Here is a 24,364-nt window from a genome sequence, read left to right as displayed (position 1 = left end):
GACCGCAGGCTTGCGCCGCGAGGCGGAACCCGCCCCGAGGGCTTCCGAGGGGGCGCTCCGGTCGAGACGACGGATATTCGGTTCCAGGAAGGCGCTTAAGTGACTCTCGAAACCTGGTGGCTCTATCTCGGCGCCGTCGTGCTGATCTCCTGCACGCCGGGGCCGAACGTGCTGTACGTGACGACGCGCAGCATCCGCTTCGGGCTGGGACCCGCCTTCATCGGCGTGGCGGGCTGCCTCACCGCGCTGGTGCTGATGCTGACGGGGTCGGTCGCCGGCCTCAGCGCGCTCCTGCTGGCCCTGCCAGGCGCCTTCGACGTGCTGAAGATCGCGGGCGCCGCCTATCTGGTCTATCTCGGCATCCAGGTCTGGCGCGAGCCCGTCGCCGACGAGGCGCCACCGCCTTCCAGCGCAACGTCGGGCGTGGCGCTGTTCCGCGACGGTTTCCTGGTGGGCATCAGCAATCCCAAGCTGCTGGTCTTCGCGGCGGCGTTCTTTCCGCAGTTCATCGACCCCGCGCGCGCCTGGGGCCCGCAGTTCGCGCTGATGGTCGCGACCTTCCTGGGCGCCGAGCTGTTCTTCTATTCGATCTACGCGCTCTCGGGGCGCAAGCTCGCCGACCGCCTGATGCACGGGATCTGGCGCCGCTGGCTCAATCGCGCGAGCGGCGCCGTCTTCGTGGGCTTCGGCGCAGCCCTGCTGCGCTTCAAGCCGTGAAGGTCAGGAAACCTTCACCACGGTGAGCCGGTGCTTGCGGCCATCACGCGCCGTCCACGAGATGGACTGGCCGACCGCGAGGCCGATCAGCGCTGCACCGACCGGCGTCATCACCGACAGTTTGTGCGCGTCGCTGTCCTCGTCGGCGGGATAGACCAACGTCTCGGTGAGTTCGTGCTGCTCGCCATCGGTGCCGGCGTCGGAGCGGAAGGTGACCGTCGAGCCCATGCGCACGACGTCCGCCGGCACCTTGTCCTTGCTCACCACCTTGGCGCGCTCCATCTCGGCCAGAAGCTCCTCGGCCACTTCCGGCAGCCGCTCCAGCGACGCGGTGGCGAGGTCTGTCAGGCGGTCACAGTCGGCGTCGCTGACCACGATGTTGGGGACGGAACGATTACGTGCAACGGCGGGCATCGCGGATGCTCCTGCATTTGATGAGACGAATGGGATTCAATCGGTGATCGCGCAAATGCGATCGTGCCCCGATGCCGGGACACAATGGCCGGCTCGGGGACTACGCTTCCGCGATCGGATGGTTCCGTCGCGGCACGCGCGAATAGGGGGCCGAGAAGTTCATGAGGAGGAGTTAAGCCCCTCCGGTGCCGGCTTTCAAGCCGCTTTGCGTGCACGCTTCGCGAGATAGACCTGCAGGTGCGCGTAGGCGAGGCGCAGGTTGGGGGTGGCGATTCCGGCCTTCTTCGCGCGGGCGATCATGTCGCCCACGATATGGTCGGCCTCGACCATGCCGCCCTTCTCGAGATCGTGCAGCATCGACGCGGTGAACTTCGAGCCCTTCACGGTCAGGAACGAGCGGATGGTCTTGAGGCCCTTCTCGCCGGGGTCGTGCCCCGCGGCCGCCCCGACCTTGCGGCCTTCCTCGACCGTCTCCAGCACGATCGCCAGGCCCTCGTCGGCTTCGAGCACGTCACCGGACGAGCCGCGCATCAGGCAGCAGGTCGCGGCCAAAGTGCACAGCATGATCCACTTGTCCCAGAGGTCCTGGACGATGTTGGCGTTCAGCCCGCCGTCGATGCCCGACGCCTTGATGGCGGCATCGAGATCCGTCAGCGCCTTGCGCGCGGGCGCAGCGCCGCGCTCGCCGAACGAGATGACGGCAAACGGGCTCGTGTGCAGGATATGGCCCTCGCCGTTCATGGCGACGCCGACCCGCGCCAGACCGCCCACCACCTTCTCGGCACCGAACCTGGCGTCGAGCGCCTCGAGATGGCGCATCCCGTTCAGCAGCGGCACGATCGTGGTGCTGGCGCCGACCGCCGGGGCAATGGCGTCCATCGCCGAGTCGAGGTCGTAGGCCTTGCAGGTCAGCAGCACGACGTCGTACGGCCCGCCTTCGGCGCCGTTCGTGATCGTCTTCACCTTCTGGGTGATGTCGCCCTTGGTGCTCTTGATCACCAGCCCGTCGCGCTGCAGCGCCTCGTTGCGCTTCTCGCGCACGAGGAACGTCACGTCGGTACCGCTCTGCTGCAGGCGTCCGCCGACATAGCCGCCGATCGCGCCGGCGCCGAGGATCAGGATCTTCATGGCAACCTCTACTTCAATCCACCGCGCGCGCGGCGGGCTTCGTAAGTCTGCAGATGGGCGTAGGCATAGCGCAGGTTGGGCGCGGCGATGCCGTGCTTGCGGGCGCGCGCCAGCATGTCACCGACGATCTGCTTGCCCTCGGCCGCGCCACCCTTCTCCATGTCGCCCAGGATCGAGGCCACGGCCTTGGAGCCCTTGGCCGTCAGCATGCCCTTCAGGTTGGCCACGACCTTGTCGCTCGGCGGCTGGCCCTCGGCGACGGCGACCTTGCGGCTCTCCTCGAGCGTCTCGGCGACGATCGCCGCGCCGTCCTCGCTCTCCATGATGTCGCCGATCGTGCCGCGCATCGAAGCGCACATGCCGGCGATCGTCGACAGCATGATCCACTTGTCCCAGAGATCCTGGTTGATGTTGGGGTTGAGCCCACCGTCGATGCCGGCCTTCTTGCAGGCCGCGTCGAGCTCGACCAGCGCCGCGCGCGCCGGTTTGCCGTCACGCTCGCCGAACGACACGCCCGAGGCGCCGCTGTGCAGGATCTCGCCGTTGGGACCCAGCATGCCGGAAATGCGGGCGAGCCCGCCGGCCACGTGCGCCGCGCCGAACTTCGCGTCGAGCGCGGCGAAGTGGGCATGGCCGTTCAGCATCGGCACGATGACCGTGTCCGGTCCGACCGCCGGTGCGATGGACTCCATCGCCGAATCGAGATCGTAGGCCTTGCAGGCCAGCACGACGACGTCATAGGGCCCGCCCTCTATGGCTCCATCTGGGCCCCTGGTCACGACCTTGACCGGCACGACGGCGTCGCCCTTCGGGCTCTTCACGACGAGGCCTTCCTGGCGCACCTTCTCGGCGCGCTTCTCGCGCAGCAGGAAGGTGGTATCGATGCCGGCCTGCGTGAGGCGCGCGCCCCAATAGCCGCCGACCGCGCCGGCGCCCAGAATCAGGATCTTCACGGCTTGAGGTTCCTTTCGGTCAGCCAGTCGCCGAGCCATGTGGCGAGATCGTCGGTCTGGTGATGGATGTGGCTGAGATCGGCATCCGCCGCGCGCTTCACGCTCTCGTCGGTGCGGATCCACACCGTGCGCATGCCGATGTCGGCGGCGGGCTTCAGGTTGACGGAGATGTCGTCGGCGAAGGCGGCGCGCGTCGGATCGATACCGTGCTTCTTCACCAGCGATTCGTAGATCTGCGGATGCGGCTTGGGCCAGTACTCGCCCGCGGCGATGTCGAAGATCGCCTCGAAATGATGCGACACGCCCAGCCGCTCCATCACGCGCTCGGCGTGCGGCACGTCGCCGGCGGTGAAGATCAGCTTGCGGCCCGGCAGCGCGCGCAGCGACGCTTCAAGCGCCGGATTGGCCTCGACCGGCGAGTAGTCGATGTCGTGTACGTAGTCGAGATAGTGCGTGGGATCGACGCCGTGCAGGGTCATCATCCCGCGCATCGAGGTGCCGTGGTCGCGCCAGTACTGCTTCTGCACGATCCGCGCCTCTTCGGGCGTGACCTTCAGCCAGTCGGCGATGTAGCGCCCGATGCGCACGTCGATCTGCGAGAACAGGTTGCAGCGCGCCGGGTAGAGCGTGTTGTCCAGATCGAACAGCCACACGTCCGGATCGTGCGCGGGGGGATCGTATTTGCGAGCCATTGGACGCTTGGATTACCGGCCAGCCGTGCGCTTGTCGAGCCGGCGCATTATAAGGAAGGACAATGGATATCCTGACGATCGCCCTCCTCGCCGCCGTCGCATCGCTGGTCGTCGTGCTGGTCGCGGTGCTGATGCGCCAGGGCGGCGGCAGCCGCGAGGCCGAGCAGCGCATGCAGCAGCAGCTCGCTTTGGCACTGAGCCAGCAGGCCGAGACCGTGCAGCGGGTCGAGAAGTCGCTGCGCGAGCAGGAGCAGGCGCTGGCCAAGGTTGTCGTGGAACGCCTCGACCGCACCGAGAAGGCCACGGGCCAGATCGTCACCGACCTGCGCGAGCGGCTGGTCCGCATCGACGAGGCGCAGAAGAAGATCGGCGAACTGTCGACCCAGGTCGTGAGCCTGCAGGAGGTCCTGTCCAACAAGCAGGCGCGCGGCGCCTTCGGCGAGGTCCAGCTCAACGACCTGGTCCAGAGCGCCCTGCCGCCCTCGGCCTACGACTTCCAAGTGACGCTCTCGACCGGCGTGCGGGCCGACTGCCTGCTGAAGCTGCCCAACCCGCCGGGCTCGATCGCCATCGACGCCAAGTTCCCGCTGGAGAGCTACAGCCTGCTGCGGGCGGTGCCGGCGGGCGACGGCGCGGCGCTGCTGGCGGCGCAGCGCGCCTTCCAGCAGGCGATCCGCAAGCACATCGCCGACATCCGCAGCAAATACATCGTGCCCGGCGAGACCGCCGAATCGGCGCTGATGTTCCTGCCCTCGGAAGCGGTCTATGGCGAGCTGCACGCCAACTTCACCGGCCTGGTCGAGGAATCCTACAGGGCGCGGGTGTGGATCGTGTCGCCGACCACCATGATGGCGACGCTGAACACGGTGCGCGCCGTCCTGAAGGACGTGCGCATGCGCGAGCAGGCCGGCGAGATCCAGAAGATGGTCGGGCTGATCCTGGGCGACGTGAAGCGGCTCGACGACCGGGTCGACAATCTGAAGAAGCACTTCGCGCAGACCGAAAAGGACCTGCGCGAGATCGACACCTCGACCACGGCGATCACCCGCCGCGGCGAGCGCATCCTCGCGGTGGACCTCGGCGAGGAGCCGGTGGCACTGCCGCCGAAGGTTTAGCGGGCAAAAAAACCTCCGTCGTCTCGACCGAAGCCTCGCGCAGCGAGGCGGAGCGGAGAGACCTGCTCTCGACGATTAGCCGGCGTTAGGTGGAGAGAACATCTCTCCACTCCGCCCCTTCGGGGCTCCGGTCGAGATGACGGGCTTCTTTGTTGCGCCCGCCTTAACCCCACGGCCCGCGGCGCGGGGCCTGTGGCGCGGGATTGCCCCACGGGCCGCTTCGGGGCGCCGACGAGGCCTGCCGCGGCTGCGCGTAGCTCTGGCCGCCCATCGCCTGCAGGCGCGCGATGCGCTCCTCCATCGGCGGGTGGGTCGAGAACAGGCTCGACATGCCGCCGGCCAGGGCGAGCGGGTTGGCGATGTACATGTGGGCGGTCGCCGGATTGCGCTCGGCCGCCTCGTTGTGGATCTGCTGCGTGCCGGCATGCAGCTTGGCCAGCGCCGAGGCGAGCCACTGCGGCTGGCCGCAGATTTCCGCGCCCATGCGGTCGGCCTCGTATTCGCGGCCGCGGCTGATCGCCATCTGCACCAGCATGGCGGCCATCGGCGCCAGGATCATCGCGGCGATGGCGACGATCGGATTGACCAGCGGCCGGCCCTCGCTATCGCGGCCGCCGCCCATCAGGCCGCCGAAGCTGGCCAGCATGCCGATGGCGCCCGAGAGGGTCGCGGCCACGGTCATGATCAGCGTGTCGCGGTGGCGGACATGGGCCAGCTCGTGCGCCATCACGCCGGCCACTTCCTCGCGGCTGAGGTGGCGCAGCAGGCCGGTGGTCGCGGCCACGGCGGCATGCTCGGGATCGCGGCCGGTCGCGAAGGCGTTGGGCTGGTCCTCGTCGATCAGGTAGACGCGCGGCATCGGCAGGCCGGCGCGCTGCACCAGCTCGTGGACGATGTTGAACAGCTCCGGCGCATTCTCCGGCCCGACTTCCTGGGCGTTGGCCATGCGCAGGACCATCTGGTCGCTGTTCCAGTAGGCGAAGAGGTTCATGCCCAGCGCGGCGACGAGGGCGATGACGAGGCCGGTCTGGCCTCCCAGCAGGTAGCCCGCCACGAGGACGAAGCCCGTCAGCGCGGCGAGCAGGAGGGCGGTCTTGACGTAATTCATGCCGGGTAAGTTGGTCTGCAAAAGTGGCGAATCAAGGTAGGGACAGGCATCATGCTTCCATGACCGACACCAGCAAGCCCACCCCGCCGGAACCGCCCAAGGCCGACCCGGCAACACCCCCCGTCCCCGAGAAGCCGAAGAAGGTCGAGGAGATCGGCGGCCCGCCCGGCCCCGAGCCCACCCGCTACGGCGACTGGCAGTTCAACGGCAAGGTGACAGACTTCTGAAAGAAGTCAGTCATCCCGAGCGCAGCGAGGGATCTATCAGTGGCACGAAGACTGCCTCTCATCGCTCGAACGATGAATTGCGAGTGACCCCATGAGCAAAGCCGACATCTTCCACCCCAGCTTCAAGGCGCAACCCTGGTGGTGGGAGGCGTGGACGCCCAACAACGCGCTGAGCGTCGATCCTCCCGCCAAGACCGATGTGGTGATCGTGGGGGCGGGCTATGGCGGCCTGTCGACGGCGCTGGAGCTGCGGCGCAACGGCATCGACTGCGTGGTGCTGGAGCGCGGCGTGTTCGGCATCGGCGCCTCGACGCGCAACGGCGGCATGCTCTCGGGCGGCACCAACATCGCCAAGGGACTGGGCGGCAAGAACCCCAAGGTCGAGGCCGAGTTCGAAGCCAACAAGGCGGCGTTCCTGGGCAGTGGTGCGGATTCGCTGCAGACCCTGATCGACATCATCCACCGCGAGAAGATCGACTGCGGCCTGATCACCAACGGCCGCTTCACCGGCGCCTGGACACCGAAGCACTACGACGATCAGGCGCGCAAGGTCGAGATGTTCAACAAGTACGCCCATGTCGGCGCCGAGATGATCCCGCGCGAGCGGGTGCGCGAGATGATGGCGTCCGACTATTACTATGGCGGCATGTACGTGAAGAGCGGCGGCAATCTCCACCCCGCGCGCTACTACAAGGGCCTGCTCGAAGCCGCGCACGCCCAGGGCGCGGTCCTGTGCGGCGAGGTCGAGGCCGAGCGTATCGAGAAGACGAAGGACGCGAAGACCGGCAGCGGCTGGCGCGTGCTGACCGCCAAGGGCCCGATCGCCTGCCGGGAAGTCGTCATCGCCACCAACGGCTATACCGGCGACCTGACGCCGAAGCTGAAGATGCGCGTCGTGCCGGTGGCCAGCCACATCATCGCCACCGAAGAACTGCCGATGCCGGCGACGGAGCTGATCCCGCTGCAGCGCTCGATCGGCGACACCAAGCGGGTGCTGACCTATTACCGGCCCTCGCCCGACGCCAAGCACATGATCTTCGGCGGCCGCGCCCGCTTCACCGCGGCGCCGCCGGAAGTCAGCGCGCCGATCCTCTACCAGTACATGATCGACCGGTTCCCGCAGCTGAAGGGCATCCGCATCACCCATGTCTGGACGGGCAACGTGGCCTTCGCGCTCGATTCGATGTCGCACATGGGCCAGGACGACGGCATGCACTACCTGCTCGCCTGCAACGGCAGCGGCGTCGCCATGATGACCTATCTCGGCACCCAGACGGCCAAGAAGATCGCCGGCGGCTCCAACGCCCCGGTCAATGCCTTCGACGGCCGCGAGTTCCCCGAGCATCCGCTCTACAACGGCGATCCCTCGCTTTATCTCCCGCTGATCGGCGCCCTCTACCGCACCCGCGACTGGCTCGACCGCAAGATGGCTTAGAAACACTCCGTCATCTCGACCGGAGCCGAGCGCAGCACCAACGAGTGAACGGTTCAATGGAGCGCGCCACTCCAGTGGCGCTCACACCTCATCGACCGGCAACATATGAGCGCAACTGGAGTTGCGCGCTCCAATGACAGCGACCTCGATATGACCAACCCTTCAATCCCGTCTCTCCCCGTCTCTCTCGCCGATGTCCGCGCCGCGGCGGCGCGCATCGAGGGCGCCGTCGTGCATACGCCCTGCCTGCGCAGCGAGACGCTGTCGCGCATCGCCAAGGCCGATGTCTGGATCAAGTTCGAGAACCTGCAATTCACCGCCTCGTTCAAGGAGCGCGGTGCGCTGAACACGCTGCTGCAGCTCACCGACGAGGAGCGCCGCCGCGGCGTCATCGCCATGTCGGCCGGCAACCATGCCCAGGGCGTCGCCTATCACGCCGGCCGGCTGGGTATTCCCGCCACCATCGTCATGCCGTCCTTCACGCCCAACACCAAGGTGAAGCACACGCGCGGCCACGGCGCGCGGGTCGTGCTGAAGGGCGACACGCTGGCGGAAGCGGCGGCCGAAGCCCATCGCCTGGCCGACGCCGAGAAGCTGGTCTTCGTCCATCCCTACGACGATCCGCGCATTATCGCCGGACAGGGCACGATCGCGCTGGAGATGCTGGAGGACGCGCCGGAGCTCGACACGCTGGTCGTGCCGGTCGGTGGCGGCGGCATGCTGGCAGGCTGCGCCGTCGCCGCGCGCGGACTGAAGCCCGATGTGAGGATGATCGGCGTCGAATCGGCCGGCTACTCGGCCATGCGCCAGCTCCTGGCCGGCGAGCCGGTGACGGTGGGCGGCGACACGATCGCCGAGGGCATCGCCGTGCGCGACATCGGCCGGACGCCGCTCGCCATCGCCCGCGCGCTGGTCGACCGCGTGCTGGCGGTCGACGAGGTGGCGATCGAGCACGCCATCGCGCTGTTCCTCGAGGTCGAGAAGACCGTGGCCGAAGGCGCCGGCGCCGCCGGCCTGGCGGCCCTGCTGGCCCATCCCGAAGTCTTCGCCGGCCGCAAGGTCGGGCTGATCCTGTGCGGCGGCAACATCGACACCCGCCTGCTGGCCTCGGTCCTGCTGCGCGGCCTGGTCCGCGACGGCCGCATCGTGCGGCTGCGCCTGATGATCCCCGACCTGCCCGGCCAGCTCGCCCGCGTCGCCGGCCTGATCGGCGGCGCCGGCGGCAACATCGTGGAAGTGCAGCACCAGCGCCTGTTCGGCAGCGTCGTCGCGAAATCGACCGAGCTCGACGTCACCGTCGAATCCCGCGACCGCGACCATGCCCGCGAACTGGTCACCGCTCTCCAGGCCGAGGGCTTCACGGTCCGCGTCCTGGAGGGGGCGGACGCGTAACCGTCGTCACCACAGGTCGGCTTTGGCGACCATCAGCAGATAGATGACGATCAGCGCGGCGAACGCGGGCCATCCCAGGATGAACCAGACCCGCATGGCACTGTAATAGTCGGGCGGCAGAGGCTCGCCCGTCGCGACCGCATGCGCCGCAAGATCACGTGCGCGGATCTGCAGCACGACGACCGGCACCCAGCAGACGAAGGCGAGAACGTAGAGCGCGTAGGTCACGACGAGCCAGGACGCCATGGGATCGAGGCCACTCTGCATCGCAAGCGCCAGGCCGGTGATCGGCTGCAGGATGCCCGCCGGCAGCGTGAACAGCCAATCGGCCAGGACGACGTTACGCGTCACGATGGCGATGCCGCGGACGTCGCCGCGCAGATGCGCGGACCACATCTGGAAAGCCGTGCCGATCCCCGTCCCGAACAACACGGTACTGCTGAGGATATGCGCCCACTTCATCCAGAGATAGGAATCGATGCTCAGGATCACCGTTCCTCCTCCAGGACCATCCAGACGCCGATCAGCGCGAGGATGGGCAGGTTCTTCAGCAAGGCCCCGAACGGTTCGAGCCACAGAGCCGGCGCCAGCACGGTCAGCAGGATCGTATAGCCAGCGACGACGGCCACCTGGATCGCCGCCATCCAGTGTGGCCGCCAGCGAACCAGCAACGCCCCGGCAATCAGCAGGTCCACGCCCGAGAAGGCGAGCGCCAGCGGCCGCGACGGCAGACCGAGGCTCGAAAACGCGGCATCCACCATGGCGTAGGAAGCGACGGGCGCCAGCACGCCGGCGAGGGCCGAGCCGATCCAAAGCAGGATCAGCACCGCTCGCAACAGCGGCCGCAGAAAGTAGAGACGGGCGTGCCAGAGATCCTGGGTCTGCGCCGGCCGACGCGCCAGCATGTCGTCCATGCGGCGCGGCGTGAAGCCGATCTTGTCGGCGAAGGCCGTGGCCGGCTCTCTCCCCGCGTTGCCGACCTCGAGCTGGCGCAGGCTCGCCGTGCCGAGCGGGCCGCCGCCCGCTAGATCGGCGATGCCCGCAGCGACGCGCATCACGGGCATCGGGATGGTGAGAGTGGGAACAGGCGCGAGGCCGAGCCAGGACCGATACTTCTCGATCAGGCCACGCAAGGTCACCACTTCAGGCCCGACGGGTTCGAGCGTCTGTCGCGCAAACCGATCGGTCTCCACGACACGCGCCACCGTCTCGACCAGATCGTCGATATGGATCGGTCGAAACGCCGCCGAACCGTCACCGACTAGCGGAGTGATGCCAGGCAATCCCGCGAGTCCACGCACCGCCGACGTGCCCCCATAGCTTCCTTCGCCGTAGACGAGCGACGGACGCAGGACGGTCCAGTCGAGAGGTAACGTCCGGAGGTGATCGTCGGCCCGCTTCTTGGTCACCGAATACTCCGTGCCGGCCTCGTCGTCGGCGCTGATGGCCGAAACCTGCACCACGCGGCGGATCTCAGCCGCCGCGCAGGCGTCAAACAACGCAATCGGCGCGATCGCGTGAATGGCTTCGATGTCCTGCCCTCGCCCGCCATGCAGCACACCGGCGCAATTGATGACGGCGTCGGCCCCGGCCAACCGGGACCGCCAGGCCTCGGGACGGGTGTCGCGATTGAAGTTCACGCCCAAGGTCTCGACACCCGGCCACTTGCGGCGGAAAGCCGCCGGATCGCGAACGGCGGCCACCATTTCGTGGCCCCTTGCCCGAAGGCCGGCCAGAAGCTGGCTGCCTATAAATCCGTTGGCGCCGGTCAGCAGAATTCTCACGGCGGGACCCTAGCAAAACCGCGCCGCTCTGGCGCGGCGGGCGGCATGGCGATCCACGGCGGCCCGCGCTAAAAGACCGGCCATGTCCGCCTCGACCCAGTACGTCCCCTCGCCCACGCCCGACCTGGCCCGCATCCAGCGCGCGTTGATCTCCGTTTCCGACAAGGAGGGCCTGGTCGAGCTGGGCAAGGCGCTGGCGGCGCACGGGGTGGAAATCCTCTCGACCGGCGGGTCGGCCAAGTCGCTGCGCGACGCCGGCCTCAAGGTCGTCGAGGTCAGCGATCACACCGGTTTCCCCGAGATCATGGACGGGCGCGTGAAGACGCTGCAGCCCTCGATCCATGGCGGCATCCTCGCCCGCCGCACCGACGCCGGGCACCAGAAGGCGATGAGCGACCACAGGATCGCGGGCATCGATCTGGTGGTGGTGAACCTCTACCCGTTCGAGGCCACGGTCGCGCGCGGCGCCGATTTCCCGACCTGCGTCGAGAACATCGACATCGGCGGCCCGGCGCTGATCCGCGCCTCGGCCAAGAACCACGACTTCGTGACCATCGTGGTCGATCCCAAGGACTATGCCTCGGTGCTGCAGGAGCTCGACGCCCACAAGGGCGCCACGACCCTGGCGCTGCGCCGCACGCTGGCGGCCAAGGCCTATGCCCGCACGGCGTCCTACGATTCGGCGATCGCCAACTGGTTCGCCGGCCAACAGGGCGAGACCTTCCCCGAGCGGCTGACCCTGTCGGCCGAGAGGGTGCAGACCCTGCGCTACGGCGAGAACCCGCACCAGAAGGCGGCCTTCTACAGCGACGGCAGCAAGCGGCCGGGCGTCGCCACGGCGCGCATGGTCCAGGGCAAGGAGCTGTCCTACAACAATATCGGCGACACCGAATCGGCCTATGAGTGCGTGGCGGAGTTTGCCGAATCGGCCATCGTCGTCGTGAAGCACGCCAATCCCTGCGGCGTGGCGGTCGATCCCGACCAGTTCACCGCCTACCAGAAGGCCTATGCCTGCGATCCCGTCTCGATCTTCGGCGGCATCGTTGCGCTGAACCGCACGCTGGAGGCCAGGGTCGCGGCCGAGCTGGTGAAGCTCTTCCTTGAAGTGGTGATCGCGCCCGACGCGACGCCGGAAGCGCTGGCCATTCTCGCCACCAAGAAGAACGTGCGCGTGCTGCTGGCCGGCGCCCTGCCCGATCCGACCACGGCCGGCATGACGCTGAAGAGCGTGGCCGGCGGCTATCTCTTCCAGACGCGCGACAACGGCCATCTCACCAAGGCCGACCTCAAGGTCGTGACCAAGCGCTCGCCGACCGCGAAGGAACTCGACGATCTCCTGTTCGCCTTCACCGTCTGCAAGCACGTGAAGTCGAACGCCATCGTCTACGCCAAGGACGGCGCCACGGTGGGCGTCGGCGCGGGCCAGATGAACCGCCGCGACTCCTCACGCATCGCCGCCATCCGTGCCGCCGAGTCAGGCGAGGCGGCGGGCCTGAAGGTCAGCCCGGCGGTCGGCAGCGTCGTCGCTTCGGACGCCTTCTTCCCCTTCGCCGACGGTCTGTTGGCGGCGGCCGAGGCGGGCGCCACGGCGATCATCCAGCCGGGCGGCTCGATGCGCGACAAGGAAGTGATCGACGCGGCCGACGAAAAGGGCCTCGCGATGGTCTTCACCGGGATGCGGCACTTCCGACACTGAGCGTCTCAACGGAGCGCGCCACTCCAGTGGCGCTCTTCTCATGCCTTAGCGACGGCTCTTGAGCGCCACTGGAGTGGCGCGCTCCAATGACTACCCGACCTTGATCTGCTTCGCCGACGCCATCGCCTTGCGGCGCGCGTCCTTGACGGTGCGGCCGGTGGCGAGCGTGACGGCCATGCGGCGGTGGCCCTTCACCTCGGGCTTGCCGAAGATGCGGATGGACGTGCCCGATGCGGCGAGCGCCTTGGCGATGCCGGTATAGGTCGGGTCCTCTATGGTGCCGTCACCGAGGACGGGCACCGAGGCGCCGGGTTGGCAGGTGATCTCGGGGATCGGCAGGCCGAGGATGGCGCGGACATGCAGTTCCATCTCGCTCATGTTCTGCGAGACCATCGTGACCATGCCGGTGTCGTGCGGGCGCGGCGACAATTCGGAGAACCAGACCTTGTCGCCCTTCACGAACATCTCGACGCCGAACAGGCCGCGGCCCCTGGCGCCGCACAGCGCGTTCACGACCTTCTTCGCGATGTCGCGCGCCTTGCGCAGCGCCGGCTTCGACATGGCATGCGGCTGCCAGCTCTCGCGATAGTCGCCGTCGACCTGGATATGACCGATCGGTTCGCAGAAGCCGAAGCCGCCCTCGTGGCGCACGGTGAGCAGGGTGATCTCGTAATCGAAGTCGATGGCGCCCTCGACGATCACCAGCCCGGTGCTGGCGCGCGTGCCCTCCATCGCGATCTTCCAGCTCCTGGCGATGTCGGCGGGCTTGCGCGCGACGCTCTGGCCATGGCCGGACGACGACATGGTGGGCTTGATGAAGCAGGGAAAGCCCACGGCGTCGGCGCCGGCCTGCAGCTCCTCGAGGCTGGCGGCAAAGCGATAGGGCGAGGTCGGCAGCTTGAGCTTCTCGGCCGCGAGCTTGCGGATGCCGCGGCGGTCCATGGTGAGCTGGGCGGCGCGCGCCGTCGGGATGACGGTCCAGCCCTCCTTCTCCAGCTCGACCAGCGTATCGGTGGCGATGGCCTCGATCTCGGGCACGATGAAGTCGGGCTTCACCGTCTCGACGACATGGCGCAGCGCCTCGCCGTCGCGCATGTCGAACACGTAGGCGCTGTTGGCGACCAGCATGGCCGGCGCGTCCTCATAGCGATCGCAGGCAATGACCTCGATGCCGAAGCGCATCGCCTCGATGACGACTTCTTTCCCGAGCTCACCCGAGCCCAGCATCATGAGCTTGATCGCGGAGGGTTTTAGCGGCGTGCCGAATTTCTTGATCTTCATCGGGCGATGATATCGCGTCGGCTTTACCGACACCAACCTCACCCTGAGCGACCGTCGTGTTGGTCAAGCGTTTGCCCATTGTTTTCTGTCCCTGAGGATGGCGTTGAGGATGGTCACGAGCTTGCGCATGCAAGCGCCGATGGCGACCTTTGCCGGCTTTCCTGCGGCGCGCAGGCGATGATAGGTCAGCGCCAAGGGCAGCTTGCGGCGGATGGAGACGAGGATGCTCATGTAGAGGGCAGCCCGTACGACGGGTCGTCCTCCCGCGATGGTACGGCGGCCACGCAAGGTGCCGCTGTCGCGATTGAACGGGGCGACGCCGGTCAGGGAAGCAATCTCGCGTCGGCCGAGACGGCCCAGTTCAGGCAGTTCGGCGATCAGGGTGCGGGCGATCCTGGGCCCGATGCCGGGAACGCTGATCAGAAGGTCCTCCGCTTCCCGCCAGGTCGGTGTTCCCCGGACGGCGGTGTCGATGTCGTCGTCGATCTGTTCGAGCTGGGCCTTCAAGGTGGCAAGCACGCGATCGACGCTCTTGAGGGTGCGTCGAACTGTGAGCATGCGCCGGCGATTGCTCTCGGCCCCGATCATCTCGACGAGCTGACGGCGGCGGGCCATCAGTTCGCCCAACAGTCTGGACTGCTCGTCAGCGAGCGGTCGCGCCGGTGGGTTCACCGCCTCGGCGAAGTGGGCGATGACAGCGGCATCCAGCGCATCGGTCTTGGCCAGCCGTGCGGTGGCCCGGGCGAAGTCTCGGATCTGCCGTGGATTGACGACCGCCACGGGCAGGCCCGCCGCGCCCAGGCCTGCCGCCACGATCGTCTCGAAGCCACCGGTTGCTTCGAGCACGATCAGAGCAGGTGCCATTTTACTCAGCCGCCCAATCAGGTCCTCGATGCCTTCTCCGTTGCGGGCAACGGTGAAGGCCTCGCCGGCGGGGCGCACATGAACATCCAGGCGCTCTTTCGCCACATCGATACCTACGAACATGGATCTTGGCTCCCATCCTTGCGCATGCGGGCTCGCGGTTCGGCCCAGGCGACCGTTCGGGATCACAAAATCAACGGTGGAGGCGCCGAGCTCAGGGACGGGCTTGGAGGCCCCAGGAGCCTGCGGGCTCTCCACCGAGACCGCACCTGCAACTCTACGCCGGCGCGGCCGTGTCTTGATACAAGGAGCGCTCCGCAGGAGCGCGTCTCGAAGGGTGGGCACGAGCACCGGGTTTGTTGCCCATCCTTCGAGACGCCGCGCTTAGCGCGGCTCCTCAGGATGAGGGAGTGCGGCTGGCTTTGCTTCGTCCGGCTCCGGCTTCTTCTTCCGGGTCAGCAGACGGAAGAAGAGCGGGACGAACAGGATGGCGACGAAGGTGGCGGCCAGCATGCCGCCGATCACGCCGGTGCCGATCGAATGGCGGCTGGCCGACCCGGCGCCGCTGCTGATGGCCAGGGGCACCACGCCCAGGATGAAGGCGAGCGAGGTCATGACGATCGGCCGGAAGCGCAGCTTCGCCGCTTCCATCGCCGCATCGTAGGCGGAGAGGCCCTGCTGGTAGCGCTGCGAGGCGAACTCGACGATCAGAATGGCGTTCTTGGCGGCGAGGCCGATCAGCGTGATCAGGCCGATCTGGAAATAGACGTCGTTCTCCAGGCCCCGGATCCAGACCGCCAACAGCGCACCGAACACGGCGAAGGGCACGGCGGTGATGACGGCGAGCGGCAGCGACCAGCGCTCGTACTGTGCCGCCAGGATCAGGAACACCATGACGAGGCCGAACACGAAGCCGAGGCTGCCGGCGCCCTGGCTCGCCAGCTCCTGATAGGCCGAGCCGGTCCAGCCGATCGTGTAGTCGGCGGGCAGGGTCTCGGCCACGACCTGCTGCATGGCCGCGATCGCCTGGCCCGACGAATAGTCCGGCGCCGGATTGCCCAGGATCTTGGCCGCGGGGAAGATGTTGAAGCGGTCGACCGTGTCGGGGCCGACGATGCGCGTCACCGTCACCAGCTCGTTGAGCGGCACCATCACGTTCCTGTCGGACTTCACGAAGACCTGGCGCAGATCGTCCGGCTTCTCGCGGAAGTCGGGCTCGGACGACAGGCTGACGCGATAGGTGCGACCAAACAAAGTGAAGTCGTTGACGTAGAGGCTGCCGAACGAACTCTGCATCGTGTCGAAGATCGAGTTGATCGGGATGCCGATCGCCTTGGCCTTGTCGCGGTCGACGTCGATCCGGTACTGCGGCACGCCGGTCGTGAAGGTGGTGGAGACGCCCGTGAGCTCGGGCCGCTTGGCGGCGGCCTGCACGACCTTGTTGGCGGCCTCCGCGAGGCTCGCCAGCGAGCCGCCGGACCGGTCCTGCAAGTAGAATTCGAAGCCGCCGGTCGTGCTCATGCCCTGGATGGGCGGCGGATTGAAGCCGATCACCACGCCGTCGCGGAAATGGGCGTTCAGGGCGGCGAACGATGGGGCGAGATTGCGCGCATCCTGTGCCGGCTCCTTGCGCTCCGACCAATCCTTCAAGGTGACGAAGGAGACGCCCGAGTTGGTCTTCTGCGCGCCCGACAGGAGATCGAAGCCGGAGAAGGTGACGACGTTGGCCACCGCCGGGTTCTTGCCCAGCTCCTCGGTGGCCTTGGCCGTGACCTCGCGCGTGCGCGTCAGCGAAGCGGCGGGTGGCAGGGCGGTCACCAGGAAGACGTAGCCCTGGTCCTCGTTGGGCACGAGCCCGCCCGGCACGCGCTGGAACAGGAACACGGTCGCGCCGAGGAGGAGGGCGAAGCCCGCCAGCCCCAGCACCGTGCGCTTCAACAGGAACGACACGCCGCCGGTGTAGCGCTCGGTCACCCAGTCGAAGCCCTTGTTGAACCTGGCGAAGGGCCACCACGGCTTTTCGTGGCCCGGCTTCAGGATCAGCGCCGCCAGCGCGGGCGTCAGCGTGAGCGCCACGATGCCCGAGATCACCACCGAAACGGCGATCGTCACCGCGAACTGGCGGTACAGTTCGCCGGCCAGCCCGCCCAGGAAGGAGACGGGAATGAACACCGCGCAGAGGACCAGGACGATGGCGATGACCGGGCCCGTCACCTCCTGCATCGCCTGGATCGCGGCGTCGCGCGGGCTCTTGCCCTGCGTGGTCATGATCCGCTCGACATTCTCCAGCACCACGATCGCGTCGTCGACCACGATGCCGATCGCCAGCACCAGTCCGAACAGGGTGAGCAGGTTGATGGAGAAGCCCAGCAGATACATGCCGGCGAAGGTGCCGATGATCGACACCGGGATGGCGATCACCGGGATGATCATCGCGCGGACGCTCTGCAGAAAGAGGAAGACGACCAGCACCACGAGGACGATCGCCTCGATGAAGGTGATGACCACCTCGTCGATCGACACCTCCACGAAGCGCGTGGTGTTGAACGGCACGTCGTAGCGCAGCCCGTCGGGGAAGCGCTTGGAAATGCGCTGCATGGTCTCGTTGACCGAGCGGGCGACCTCCAGCGCATTGGCACCGGGCTGCAGATAGACGCCGATCGGGACCGCGGGCGCCCCGTTGAAGATCGCCGAGAAGCCGTAGGTCAGCGCGCCCAGCTCGACCCTCGCCACGTCCTTCAGGCGCAGCGCCCCGCCGATCTCGTCGGAGCGGATGATGATGTTCTCGAACTGCGTGGGATCGACCAACCGCGGCGGCGTCGTCACCGAATAGGTGAACGCCTGCGGGTTCTTCATCGGCTCCTCGCCGAATCGGCCGGCGGCGAACTGCGAGTTCTGCTCGCGCACGACCGCCGCGACCTCGCCCGGCGTCAGATTGTATTGCGCGAGCTTGTCGGGCCGCAGCCAGATGCGCATCGAATAGTCCGAGGCCCCGAACAGGGCGGCGTCGCCGACGCCCGGCAGGCGGCGCAGCTCGTCGATCACGTTCACCAGCGCGTAGTTGCTGATGAACACCGTGTCGTAGCGCCGGTCCGGCGACGACATGGCCATCACCATAAGGATAGACGAGGAGCGCTTCTGGACCACGACGCCCTGACGCGCCACCTCCGCCGGCAGGAGCGGCAGCGCACGCTGGACGCGATTGTTGACGTTGATGGCGTTCTGGTCTGGATCAGTGCCGATCTCGAAGCTGATGGTGAGGCTCATCGTGCCCGAGCCGGTCGAAGTCGAGCGCATGTAGATCATGCGTTCGACGCCGTTGATCTGCTGTTCCAGCGGCGCCGCCACGGTCGAGGCGATGGTCTCGGCGGTGGCGCCGGGGTAGCTCGCCGTCACCACCACGTCGGGCGGCACGATCTGCGGATACTGAGAGATCGGGAGCGCGCGCATGGCGACGAGCCCGGCCAGCACGATGACGATCGACAGGACGCTCGCGAAGACCGGCCTGTCGATGAAGAACTTGGAGATCACGGTCTTGTCCCGGACCCGGCAGGAACAGTCGCAGGCGCGGTCGTCGCCGGTGTCGTGGGCGCCATCGGCTTCACCTTCATGCCGGGCCGCACGCGGATCACCCCGTCGATGACCACCTTTTCGCCCGCCTTCAGGCCGCTCTTCACGATCCAGCCCCGCTCGACCTCGCGGTCGAGCTTGACCGGGCGCAGCTGCGCCACGTCATTGGCTTCGATCACGTAGACGGCCGCTCCCTGCGGCCCCTGAACGATCGCCGTCTGCGGCACCAGGATCGCGTTCGGCATGGTGACGCCGAGGATGTCGACCCGGACGAACTGACCGGGCAGCAGGCCGCGCTCCTCGTTGGGGAAGACCGCGCGGATCTGAACCGTGCCGGTGCGCGGATCGACGATGCCGGAACTGGTGTCCACCCGGCCGTCCAGCGGATAGAGGTCGCCATTGCCGAACCGCAGCTTCACGGTGACGTCGCTCTCGGTCAGCGGCCGGGCCCGCGTTGCGTTGATCTCCTTGAGTTCCCGCAGTTCACCATCGGTCGTGGTGAAATAGACATAGGCGGGATCGAGCTGGGTGATCCTGGTCAACAGCGTCTGCTGCGGCTGGACCAGCGTGCCTTCCGGGGGCGAGGCCTCGATGCTGGTGAGACCGGCGATCGGCGCCTTGATCACCGTATATTCGAGATCGAGTTCGGCGGTCTGCACGTCCGCCTTGGCGGACGCCAGGGCCGCCGTGGATTGTTCACGCGCCGCCGTCGCATCTTCCAGCGCCTTCTGTGTCGAGACCTGACGGGCCGCGAGGCCTTCGACGCGGGCGAAGTTTTCGGTCGCCTGAGTGAGCGTCGCCTGGGCCTGGGCCATCTGCGCCTTGGCGCGCGCCAGCGAGGCCTCGAAGCTGCGCGGATCGATGCGGAACAGCACCTGGCCCGCCTTCACCGGCTCGCCGTCGGTGAACTCCCGCTTCTGCAGGATGCCGCCCACCTGCGAGCGTATCTCGACGACGCGGAAGCCCGACACACGGCCGGCATAGCGCAGGGGCAGCGGCACGTCGGCTGTCGTGAGCTGGAGCACGCCGACTTCCGGCGGCGGCGGCGCGGCGGTGACCGGCGGCGCCTTCGGATCGCGCAGGGCAAACCAGGAGACCGCCGCGGCGACGACCGCGACCACGACGATCGCCAGCACCGCGACACGCGCCGTTGGGACCTTCACGGCCATCTGGCTAGGACTTCACGGTGAGCGTAGCCGAGGTCAAGAAGACGTCCCCCTGTCGCAGGTGTCTCCGACCCGGAGCAACTCAGCTTGCGGGCGCAGGAGCGCCGGGGGAAACGGCGTGCTACGCCAAACGTTCCGCCGTCGCGGCAGAAAGCTTCGTCACCTGCCCTGCGCGAGCGCGTCGTCGATTGCGCTGCCGAGACGATCGACGATGTCGCCGATCTGTTCCGCGGTCACGATGAAGGGCGGGGCCAGAAGGACATGGTCGCCGCGCTGGCCGTCGATCGTGCCGCCCATCGGATAGACCATGAGGCCGCGCGCCATCGCTGCCTTCTTCACCTTCGCGTGGAGCTTGAGCGAAGGATCGAACGGCTCCTTCGTCGAGCGATCCTCGACCAGCTCGACCGCTTGGAAGAGACCGCGGCCGCGAATGTCGCCGACATGCGGATGATTGCCGAAGCGCTCGCCCAGCCGGCGCTGCAGGAGCGCGCCCATCGCCTTCACGTTGGCGAGAAGATGGTCGCGCCGGATCGTCTCCTGCACGGCAAGGCCCGCCGCGCAGGCCATGGGATGTCCCATGTAGGTATGGCCGTGCTGGAAGAAGCCGCTGCCCTTGGCGAAGGTCTCGTAGATATGCTTGCCCAGGAGCACCGCGCCGATCGGCTCGTAGCCGCCGCCCAGACCCTTGGCGATGGTCATCAGGTCGGGCGCGATGCCTTCCTGCTCGCAGGCGTGCAGCGTGCCCGTGCGGCCCATGCCGCACATCACCTCGTCGAGGATCAGCAGGACGCCGTGGCGGTCGCAGATCTCGCGGATGCGCTTGAAGTAGCCCGGCGCCGGCGGCACCGCGCCCGAGGTCGCACCGACCACGGTCTCCGCGACGAAGGCCATCACCGTGCCGGCCCCCAGCTCGAGGATCTTCTCCTCCAGCAGGTCGGCGGCCCGCAGCCCATAGGCCTCGTCGGACTCGCCCGGCTGCTGGAAGCGATAGGCGAAGCAGGGATCGATGTGATGCGTCTCGATCAGCAGCGGCGAGAACGGCGCACGCCGCCACGCATTGCCGCCGGCCGCCAGCGCGCCCAGCGTGTTGCCGTGATAGCTCTGCCGCCGCGCGATGACGTGGCGGCGTCCCGTCTCGCCGCGCTCGGTGAAGTACTGGCGCGCCATCTTGAGCGAGGCCTCGACCGCCTCCGAACCGCCGCTCACCAGATAGACGTGGCCGAGACCCTTGGGCGCATCCTCGATCAGCCGGTCGCCGAGTTTTTCGGCAACGTCGGTCGTGAAGAAGCCGGTATGGGCATAGGCGAGCCTGTCGAGCTGCTCGTGCAGCGCCGCGGTCACCGCGGGATGGCCGTGGCCGAGGCACGACACGGCCGCGCCGCCCGAGGCGTCGAGGTAGCGCTTGCCGGTGCTGTCGACGATTTCGATGCCCGAGCCGCTGGCGGCGACGGGAAGGGACGAGCCGATCTGACGATGCAGGATATGGGTCATGGTCTTTTCCGGGGGAGACGACGGGGCAGGTGGACGCCGAAGGCCGAAAGCTGCGCTTCGGTGCGCTCGAGTGCTTCGAGCGCCCGGTTGCCGCCGGCTCCCGCCACCAGTGCGGCGAGGATTTCGGCGACCGCCAGCAGCGGCGTCATGGTGTGGAAGAACGAGGGGCTGTCTGTTGCCACCAGGAGCGTGGCGGTGGCCCGCGCGGCGAGCGGCGAGACTTCGCTGTCGGTGATCGCCACCAGCGGCACGCCGGCGGCCGTGGCGTAGTGCGCCGCCTCGATCGCGGCACGGGCATAGGGCTCGACGCTGGCAGCCAGCAGCACGTCGTCGGGCCCGGCGTCGCGGATGGCGTCGAGGCCGGTGCCGCCGGCATCGTCGAGCATCACGGTTTTGTCGCCCAGCAGCGACAGCATGTAGTGGAAGTGCCAGGCCGCCGCGTGGCAGGAGCGCAGGCCGAGGCAGTAGACGCGACGGGCCGCGTGAAGATGGCCGGCGGCAACCGCCAGCCGTTCCAGCGAGTCGGGTTCGGCCAATTGCGCGATCTGCCGCGATAGGGAGCGCGCCATGTCGGCCGCCAGCGCGCGCTCGCCGTGAAGGCCCTGCACCTCGACCTGGGCCCCGGCCTTGCCCGCGAAGCCCAGCGACCCCGCCCGCACCGCACCGGCATAGAGCGCGCGGACCTCGTCATAGCCGTCGAGTCCCAGCCGCTTGGCCAGCCGCGTCATGGTCGCGGCCGGCACGCCGGCGCGCCGCGCCTGCTCGCGCATCGAAAGCAGGGCGACGTCGTCGGGCCGGTCGAGCATGTAGCGCGCCGCGATCTTGAGTTGCGGCGACAACAGCTCGTAGGCCTCGACGATCGATGCGCTCAGAGGCCCGCCGGTCATTGTTCCGTCTCCGCGGCGTGCCTCAGCGCAGCGGGATCGGGTACATCAGGCCGCTCTTGGTCCACAGGGCGTTGAGCCCGCGCGGCAGCTTGAGCGGGCTGTCCATGCCGACATTGCGCTCGAAGCTCTCGCCGTAATTGCCGACCTGCTTGACGATGTTGTAGGCCCACTTCTCGTCGATCTGCAGCGCCTTGCCGTTGCCCGGCGTGACACCGAGGAAGCGCTTCACCAGCGCGTCGGTCGACTTCAACTGCTCATCGACATTGGCCTTGGTGATGCCGCGCTCCTCGGCCTCGAGCATCGCCATGAACGACCAGCGCACGACGGTCATCCAGACATCGTCGCCGCGACGGACGAACGGGCCCAGCGGCTCCTTCGAGATCAGTTCGGGCAGGACCATGTAGTCGGCCTGCTTGCCGCGGGTCGCCAGCGCCGAGGCGAGGGCCGAGGAATCCTGGGTCATGGCATCGCAACGGCCGGCGAAGAACGCCTCGTACATGACGTCCTGGCTCTCGAAGACGACGGCCTTGATCTGCAGGTTCCGGCCGCGGAACCAGCTCGCCATGTTGAACTCGTGGGTCGTGCCCTGGGCGACGCAGATCGTGGCGCCGGCCAGCTCGGCCAGGCCCTTCACGTTCAGCTTCTTCGGCACCATGAAGCCCTGGCCGTCATAGAAGTTGATGCCGGCATACTGGATGCCGAGGCCGGCATCGCGTTCGAGCGTTATGGTCGAATTGCGGACCAGCACGTCGATCTCGCCCGACTGCAGGGCGAGGAAGCGCTGCTGCGCCGACAGCGGCACGTATTTGGCCTTGGTCGCGTCGCCCAGCACGGCGGCGGCCACGGCATTGCACATGTCGATGTCGAGGCCGGTCCATTTGCCCTGGCTGTTGGGCAGCGAGAAGCCGGCGAGCCCGACATTGACGCCACAGATGACCTGGTCGCGCTTCTTCACGGTTTCGAGCGTCGATGGTGTCTGCGCCGAGACGCTGGCGGCCGCAAAGGCAAAGGCGCCGAAAGCGGCGCCGGCAGCGAGAAGTCGCTTGAGCATGTGATCCCCCGGAAAAAGTTGTCCGAGACTATCCCGGGGAAGCGTCGGTCTGCAACGAATGAATCTCTAGGAATTCAAACGATCCATTTGTTTCAAACACTCTTCTGCCGGCTGGCAATGCCAGCACCGAAAATGCGGTTTCTGTCATGCATATCGGTTACTTCGGCAGCAATTGACACTGGGTTGCACTGCAACCACATGTCGGCTTCGCGACGCAAAATGTTCGCGGGGGAGTCTACAAGTGTCCGTCCGTCGCCGCTTCCTGGCCCTTGCCAGTCTTTTCCTTTGCGCACTTCCCGTCGCGTCTTTCGCCCAGGGCGGCCCGCCGGCAATGCCGGTTACGGTCTCCGAGCCGATCGCCAAGCGTGTCACCCAGTGGGACGAGTATTCTGGCCGCTTCGAGGCCGTCGCGTCGGTCGAGGTGCGTGCGCGCGTGTCGGGCTTCATCGACAAGATCGATTTCCGCGACGGCCAGCTCGTGAAGGTCGGCGACCCGCTCTTCACCATCGACAAGCGTCCCTACGAGATCGCCGTCGAATCGGCGGAGGCCGAAGTCGCGCGCAACAAGGCCCAGGTCGATCTCGCGGAGCTGCAGGTCGGTCGCGGCGCTTCCCTCATTTCATCCCGCACCATCACCGAGGCGGAGCAGGATTCGCGCAAGTCGACGCTCGCCGTCGCCCGGGCCCAGCTCAAGTCGGCGGAAGCCGCGCTGCGCAATGCCCAGCTCAACCTCGAATGGACGAATGTCACGGCGCCGATCGCCGGCCGCATCTCGGACCGCAAGGTCGATGCCGGCAACCTGATCTCGGGCGGCCAGACCGGCGCCACGCTGCTCGCCACGATCGTGACGCTCGATCCCATCCGCTTCGTCTTCGACATCTCCGAGGCCGACCATATTCGCTACAGCCGCCTGATCCTGTCGGGCGCCCTCGCCTCCTCGCGGGACGGCGCCAATCCCGTCCGCATCCGTCTGTCGGACGAGACCGACTGGAAGCGCACCGGCAAGGTCGACTTCGTCGACAATGCGATGACCGCGCGGTCGGGCACGATCCGCGTGCGCGCCCTGGTCGACAACAAGGACCAGCTCCTGACGCCCGGCATCTTCGGTCGGCTGCAGCTCTTCGGCGGCGAGTATGACGCGCTGCTGGTGCCCGACTCGGCCATCATTTCCGACCAGGCCCGCAAGATCGTGTTCGTCGTCGGCCCGGGAGACGTCGTGCAGGCCAAGCCTGTGACCCTGGGCACGATCGTCGACGGGCTGCGGGTCATCCGTTCCGGGCTGGAGCCCACCGACAAGGTGGTGCTCGACGGCCTCGCCAATCCCATGGTCCGGCCCGGTGCGAAGGTCGTGCCACAGAAGGGCGAGATCGTCGCCAAGGCCAAGTAAGGGCCC

21 protein-coding genes are annotated in these 24,364 nt (G+C 67.5%); 7 read left to right on the top strand and 14 right to left on the bottom strand.

Annotation, left to right across the window (positions count from 1 at the left end):
- The first annotated feature begins 99 nt into the window (after window positions 1–99).
- Window positions 100–717 carry a LysE family translocator gene (locus tag ACP15H_RS24860; protein ID WP_425068812.1) on the top strand — a complete coding sequence of 206 codons (618 nt, stop codon included), beginning with the start codon at window positions 100–102 and terminating at the stop codon, window positions 715–717.
- 3 nt (window positions 718–720) lie between these two features.
- Here ACP15H_RS24860 and rnk read toward each other — a convergent pair whose 3' ends face one another.
- The 4 genes from rnk to ACP15H_RS24840 form a co-directional block, all read right to left on the bottom strand.
- The gene (gene rnk, locus ACP15H_RS24855) at window positions 721–1,131 is read right to left on the bottom strand and encodes a nucleoside diphosphate kinase regulator (protein WP_425068811.1); all 411 of its coding nucleotides are present in this window, start codon (window positions 1,129–1,131) and stop codon (window positions 721–723) included.
- Between the two features lie 195 nt (window positions 1,132–1,326).
- Complete coding sequence (locus tag ACP15H_RS24850) at window positions 1,327–2,259, bottom strand: ketopantoate reductase family protein (RefSeq protein WP_425068810.1); 933 nt, start codon at window positions 2,257–2,259, stop codon at window positions 1,327–1,329.
- Between the two features lie 8 nt (window positions 2,260–2,267).
- Window positions 2,268–3,212, bottom strand: coding sequence for a ketopantoate reductase family protein (locus ACP15H_RS24845; protein WP_425068809.1), 945 nt, complete (start codon window positions 3,210–3,212; stop codon window positions 2,268–2,270).
- Window positions 3,209–3,904 carry a pyrimidine 5'-nucleotidase gene (locus tag ACP15H_RS24840; protein WP_425068808.1) on the bottom strand — a complete coding sequence of 232 codons (696 nt, stop codon included), beginning with the start codon at window positions 3,902–3,904 and terminating at the stop codon, window positions 3,209–3,211. Before ACP15H_RS24840 ends, ACP15H_RS24845 begins: the two co-directional genes overlap by 4 nt.
- 62 nt (window positions 3,905–3,966) lie before the next feature.
- Here ACP15H_RS24840 and ACP15H_RS24835 point away from each other — a divergent pair, with 62 nt between their 5' ends.
- Window positions 3,967–5,019 carry a DNA recombination protein RmuC gene (locus tag ACP15H_RS24835; RefSeq protein ID WP_425068807.1) on the top strand — a complete coding sequence of 351 codons (1,053 nt, stop codon included), beginning with the start codon at window positions 3,967–3,969 and terminating at the stop codon, window positions 5,017–5,019.
- A gap of 163 nt (window positions 5,020–5,182) precedes the next feature.
- Here ACP15H_RS24835 and htpX read toward each other — a convergent pair whose 3' ends face one another.
- Window positions 5,183–6,127 carry a zinc metalloprotease HtpX gene (gene htpX, locus ACP15H_RS24830; RefSeq protein WP_425068806.1) on the bottom strand — a complete coding sequence of 315 codons (945 nt, stop codon included), beginning with the start codon at window positions 6,125–6,127 and terminating at the stop codon, window positions 5,183–5,185.
- 59 nt (window positions 6,128–6,186) lie between these two features.
- Between htpX and ACP15H_RS24825 the strand changes: the two genes are divergently transcribed.
- The 3 genes from ACP15H_RS24825 (at window position 6,187) to ACP15H_RS24815 (ending at window position 9,181) form a co-directional block, all read left to right on the top strand.
- On the top strand, window positions 6,187–6,354 hold the full coding sequence (locus ACP15H_RS24825; RefSeq protein WP_425068805.1) for a DUF1674 domain-containing protein: 168 nt from the start codon (window positions 6,187–6,189) through the stop codon (window positions 6,352–6,354).
- 91 nt (window positions 6,355–6,445) lie between these two features.
- Window positions 6,446–7,789, top strand: coding sequence for an NAD(P)/FAD-dependent oxidoreductase (locus ACP15H_RS24820; RefSeq protein WP_425068804.1), 1,344 nt, complete (start codon window positions 6,446–6,448; stop codon window positions 7,787–7,789).
- Between the two features lie 150 nt (window positions 7,790–7,939).
- Window positions 7,940–9,181: a threonine ammonia-lyase gene (locus tag ACP15H_RS24815; RefSeq protein WP_425068803.1), complete on the top strand. Its 1,242-nt coding sequence runs from the start codon at window positions 7,940–7,942 to the stop codon at window positions 9,179–9,181.
- 6 nt (window positions 9,182–9,187) lie between these two features.
- On the opposite strand, the gene ACP15H_RS24810 is transcribed toward ACP15H_RS24815, so the two are convergent.
- Together ACP15H_RS24810 and ACP15H_RS24805 are read right to left on the bottom strand one after the other, a co-directional pair.
- Entirely contained in the window at window positions 9,188–9,673 is a 486-nt protein-coding gene (locus ACP15H_RS24810; RefSeq protein ID WP_425068802.1) for a DUF2269 family protein, read from the bottom strand.
- A complete protein-coding gene (locus ACP15H_RS24805; protein WP_425068801.1) occupies window positions 9,670–10,965 on the bottom strand; it encodes an NAD(P)H-binding protein in 1,296 nt (431 codons plus the stop codon). The genes ACP15H_RS24810 and ACP15H_RS24805 overlap by 4 nt, the downstream gene beginning before the upstream one ends.
- An 82-nt stretch (window positions 10,966–11,047) precedes the next feature.
- On the opposite strand from ACP15H_RS24805, the gene purH reads away from it, so the two are divergent.
- A complete protein-coding gene (gene purH, locus ACP15H_RS24800; protein ID WP_425068800.1) occupies window positions 11,048–12,661 on the top strand; it encodes a bifunctional phosphoribosylaminoimidazolecarboxamide formyltransferase/IMP cyclohydrolase in 1,614 nt (537 codons plus the stop codon).
- Window positions 12,662–12,751: 90 nt separating this feature from the next.
- Here purH and purT read toward each other — a convergent pair whose 3' ends face one another.
- The 7 genes from purT to ACP15H_RS24765 form a co-directional block, all read right to left on the bottom strand.
- Window positions 12,752–13,942, bottom strand: a complete 1,191-nt coding sequence (gene purT, locus ACP15H_RS24795; RefSeq protein ID WP_425068799.1) for a formate-dependent phosphoribosylglycinamide formyltransferase — start codon at window positions 13,940–13,942, stop codon at window positions 12,752–12,754.
- Window positions 13,943–14,005: 63 nt separating this feature from the next.
- Complete coding sequence (locus tag ACP15H_RS24790; RefSeq protein ID WP_425068798.1) at window positions 14,006–14,929, bottom strand: IS110 family transposase; 924 nt, start codon at window positions 14,927–14,929, stop codon at window positions 14,006–14,008.
- Between the two features lie 261 nt (window positions 14,930–15,190).
- Window positions 15,191–18,337: an efflux RND transporter permease subunit gene (locus ACP15H_RS24785; protein ID WP_425068797.1), complete on the bottom strand. Its 3,147-nt coding sequence runs from the start codon at window positions 18,335–18,337 to the stop codon at window positions 15,191–15,193.
- Complete coding sequence (locus tag ACP15H_RS24780) at window positions 18,334–19,545, bottom strand: efflux RND transporter periplasmic adaptor subunit (protein WP_425068796.1); 1,212 nt, start codon at window positions 19,543–19,545, stop codon at window positions 18,334–18,336. Before ACP15H_RS24780 ends, ACP15H_RS24785 begins: the two co-directional genes overlap by 4 nt.
- A gap of 156 nt (window positions 19,546–19,701) precedes the next feature.
- Window positions 19,702–21,033: an aspartate aminotransferase family protein gene (locus tag ACP15H_RS24775; protein WP_425068795.1), complete on the bottom strand. Its 1,332-nt coding sequence runs from the start codon at window positions 21,031–21,033 to the stop codon at window positions 19,702–19,704.
- Entirely contained in the window at window positions 21,030–21,920 is an 891-nt protein-coding gene (locus ACP15H_RS24770) for a MurR/RpiR family transcriptional regulator (RefSeq protein ID WP_425068794.1), read from the bottom strand. The genes ACP15H_RS24775 and ACP15H_RS24770 overlap by 4 nt, the downstream gene beginning before the upstream one ends.
- Before the next feature lie 22 nt (window positions 21,921–21,942).
- Window positions 21,943–22,971 carry an amino acid ABC transporter substrate-binding protein gene (locus ACP15H_RS24765; protein WP_425068793.1) on the bottom strand — a complete coding sequence of 343 codons (1,029 nt, stop codon included), beginning with the start codon at window positions 22,969–22,971 and terminating at the stop codon, window positions 21,943–21,945.
- A gap of 241 nt (window positions 22,972–23,212) precedes the next feature.
- Between ACP15H_RS24765 and ACP15H_RS24760 the strand changes: the two genes are divergently transcribed.
- Entirely contained in the window at window positions 23,213–24,358 is a 1,146-nt protein-coding gene (locus tag ACP15H_RS24760) for an efflux RND transporter periplasmic adaptor subunit (RefSeq protein ID WP_425068792.1), read from the top strand.
- The last annotated feature ends 6 nt before the right edge of the window (window positions 24,359–24,364 follow it).

Source organism: Reyranella sp., from assembly GCF_965249915.1.
Lineage (GTDB): Bacteria > Pseudomonadota > Alphaproteobacteria > Reyranellales > Reyranellaceae > Reyranella.
This window is presented reverse-complemented; position numbering and strand designations above follow the sequence as displayed.

Bases quoted from the DNA above. Each gene is read 5' to 3' on its own strand.
- rnk (WP_425068811.1), bottom strand. From the start codon at position 1,131: ATGCCCGCCGTTGCACGTAATCGTTCCGTCCCCAACATCGTGGTCAGC.
- ACP15H_RS24850 (WP_425068810.1), bottom strand. From the start codon at position 2,259: ATGAAGATCCTGATCCTCGGCGCCGGCGCGATCGGCGGCTATGTCGGC.
- ACP15H_RS24840 (WP_425068808.1), bottom strand. From the start codon at position 3,904: ATGGCTCGCAAATACGATCCCCCCGCGCACGATCCGGACGTGTGGCTG.
- ACP15H_RS24835 (WP_425068807.1), top strand. From the start codon at position 3,967: ATGGATATCCTGACGATCGCCCTCCTCGCCGCCGTCGCATCGCTGGTC.
- htpX (WP_425068806.1), bottom strand. From the start codon at position 6,127: ATGAATTACGTCAAGACCGCCCTCCTGCTCGCCGCGCTGACGGGCTTC.
- ACP15H_RS24825 (WP_425068805.1), top strand. From the start codon at position 6,187: ATGACCGACACCAGCAAGCCCACCCCGCCGGAACCGCCCAAGGCCGAC.
- ACP15H_RS24820 (WP_425068804.1), top strand. From the start codon at position 6,446: ATGAGCAAAGCCGACATCTTCCACCCCAGCTTCAAGGCGCAACCCTGG.
- ACP15H_RS24815 (WP_425068803.1), top strand. From the start codon at position 7,940: ATGACCAACCCTTCAATCCCGTCTCTCCCCGTCTCTCTCGCCGATGTC.
- purH (WP_425068800.1), top strand. From the start codon at position 11,048: ATGTCCGCCTCGACCCAGTACGTCCCCTCGCCCACGCCCGACCTGGCC.
- purT (WP_425068799.1), bottom strand. From the start codon at position 13,942: ATGAAGATCAAGAAATTCGGCACGCCGCTAAAACCCTCCGCGATCAAG.
- ACP15H_RS24790 (WP_425068798.1), bottom strand. From the start codon at position 14,929: ATGTTCGTAGGTATCGATGTGGCGAAAGAGCGCCTGGATGTTCATGTG.
- ACP15H_RS24780 (WP_425068796.1), bottom strand. From the start codon at position 19,545: ATGGCCGTGAAGGTCCCAACGGCGCGTGTCGCGGTGCTGGCGATCGTC.
- ACP15H_RS24775 (WP_425068795.1), bottom strand. From the start codon at position 21,033: ATGACCCATATCCTGCATCGTCAGATCGGCTCGTCCCTTCCCGTCGCC.
- ACP15H_RS24770 (WP_425068794.1), bottom strand. From the start codon at position 21,920: ATGACCGGCGGGCCTCTGAGCGCATCGATCGTCGAGGCCTACGAGCTG.
- ACP15H_RS24765 (WP_425068793.1), bottom strand. From the start codon at position 22,971: ATGCTCAAGCGACTTCTCGCTGCCGGCGCCGCTTTCGGCGCCTTTGCC.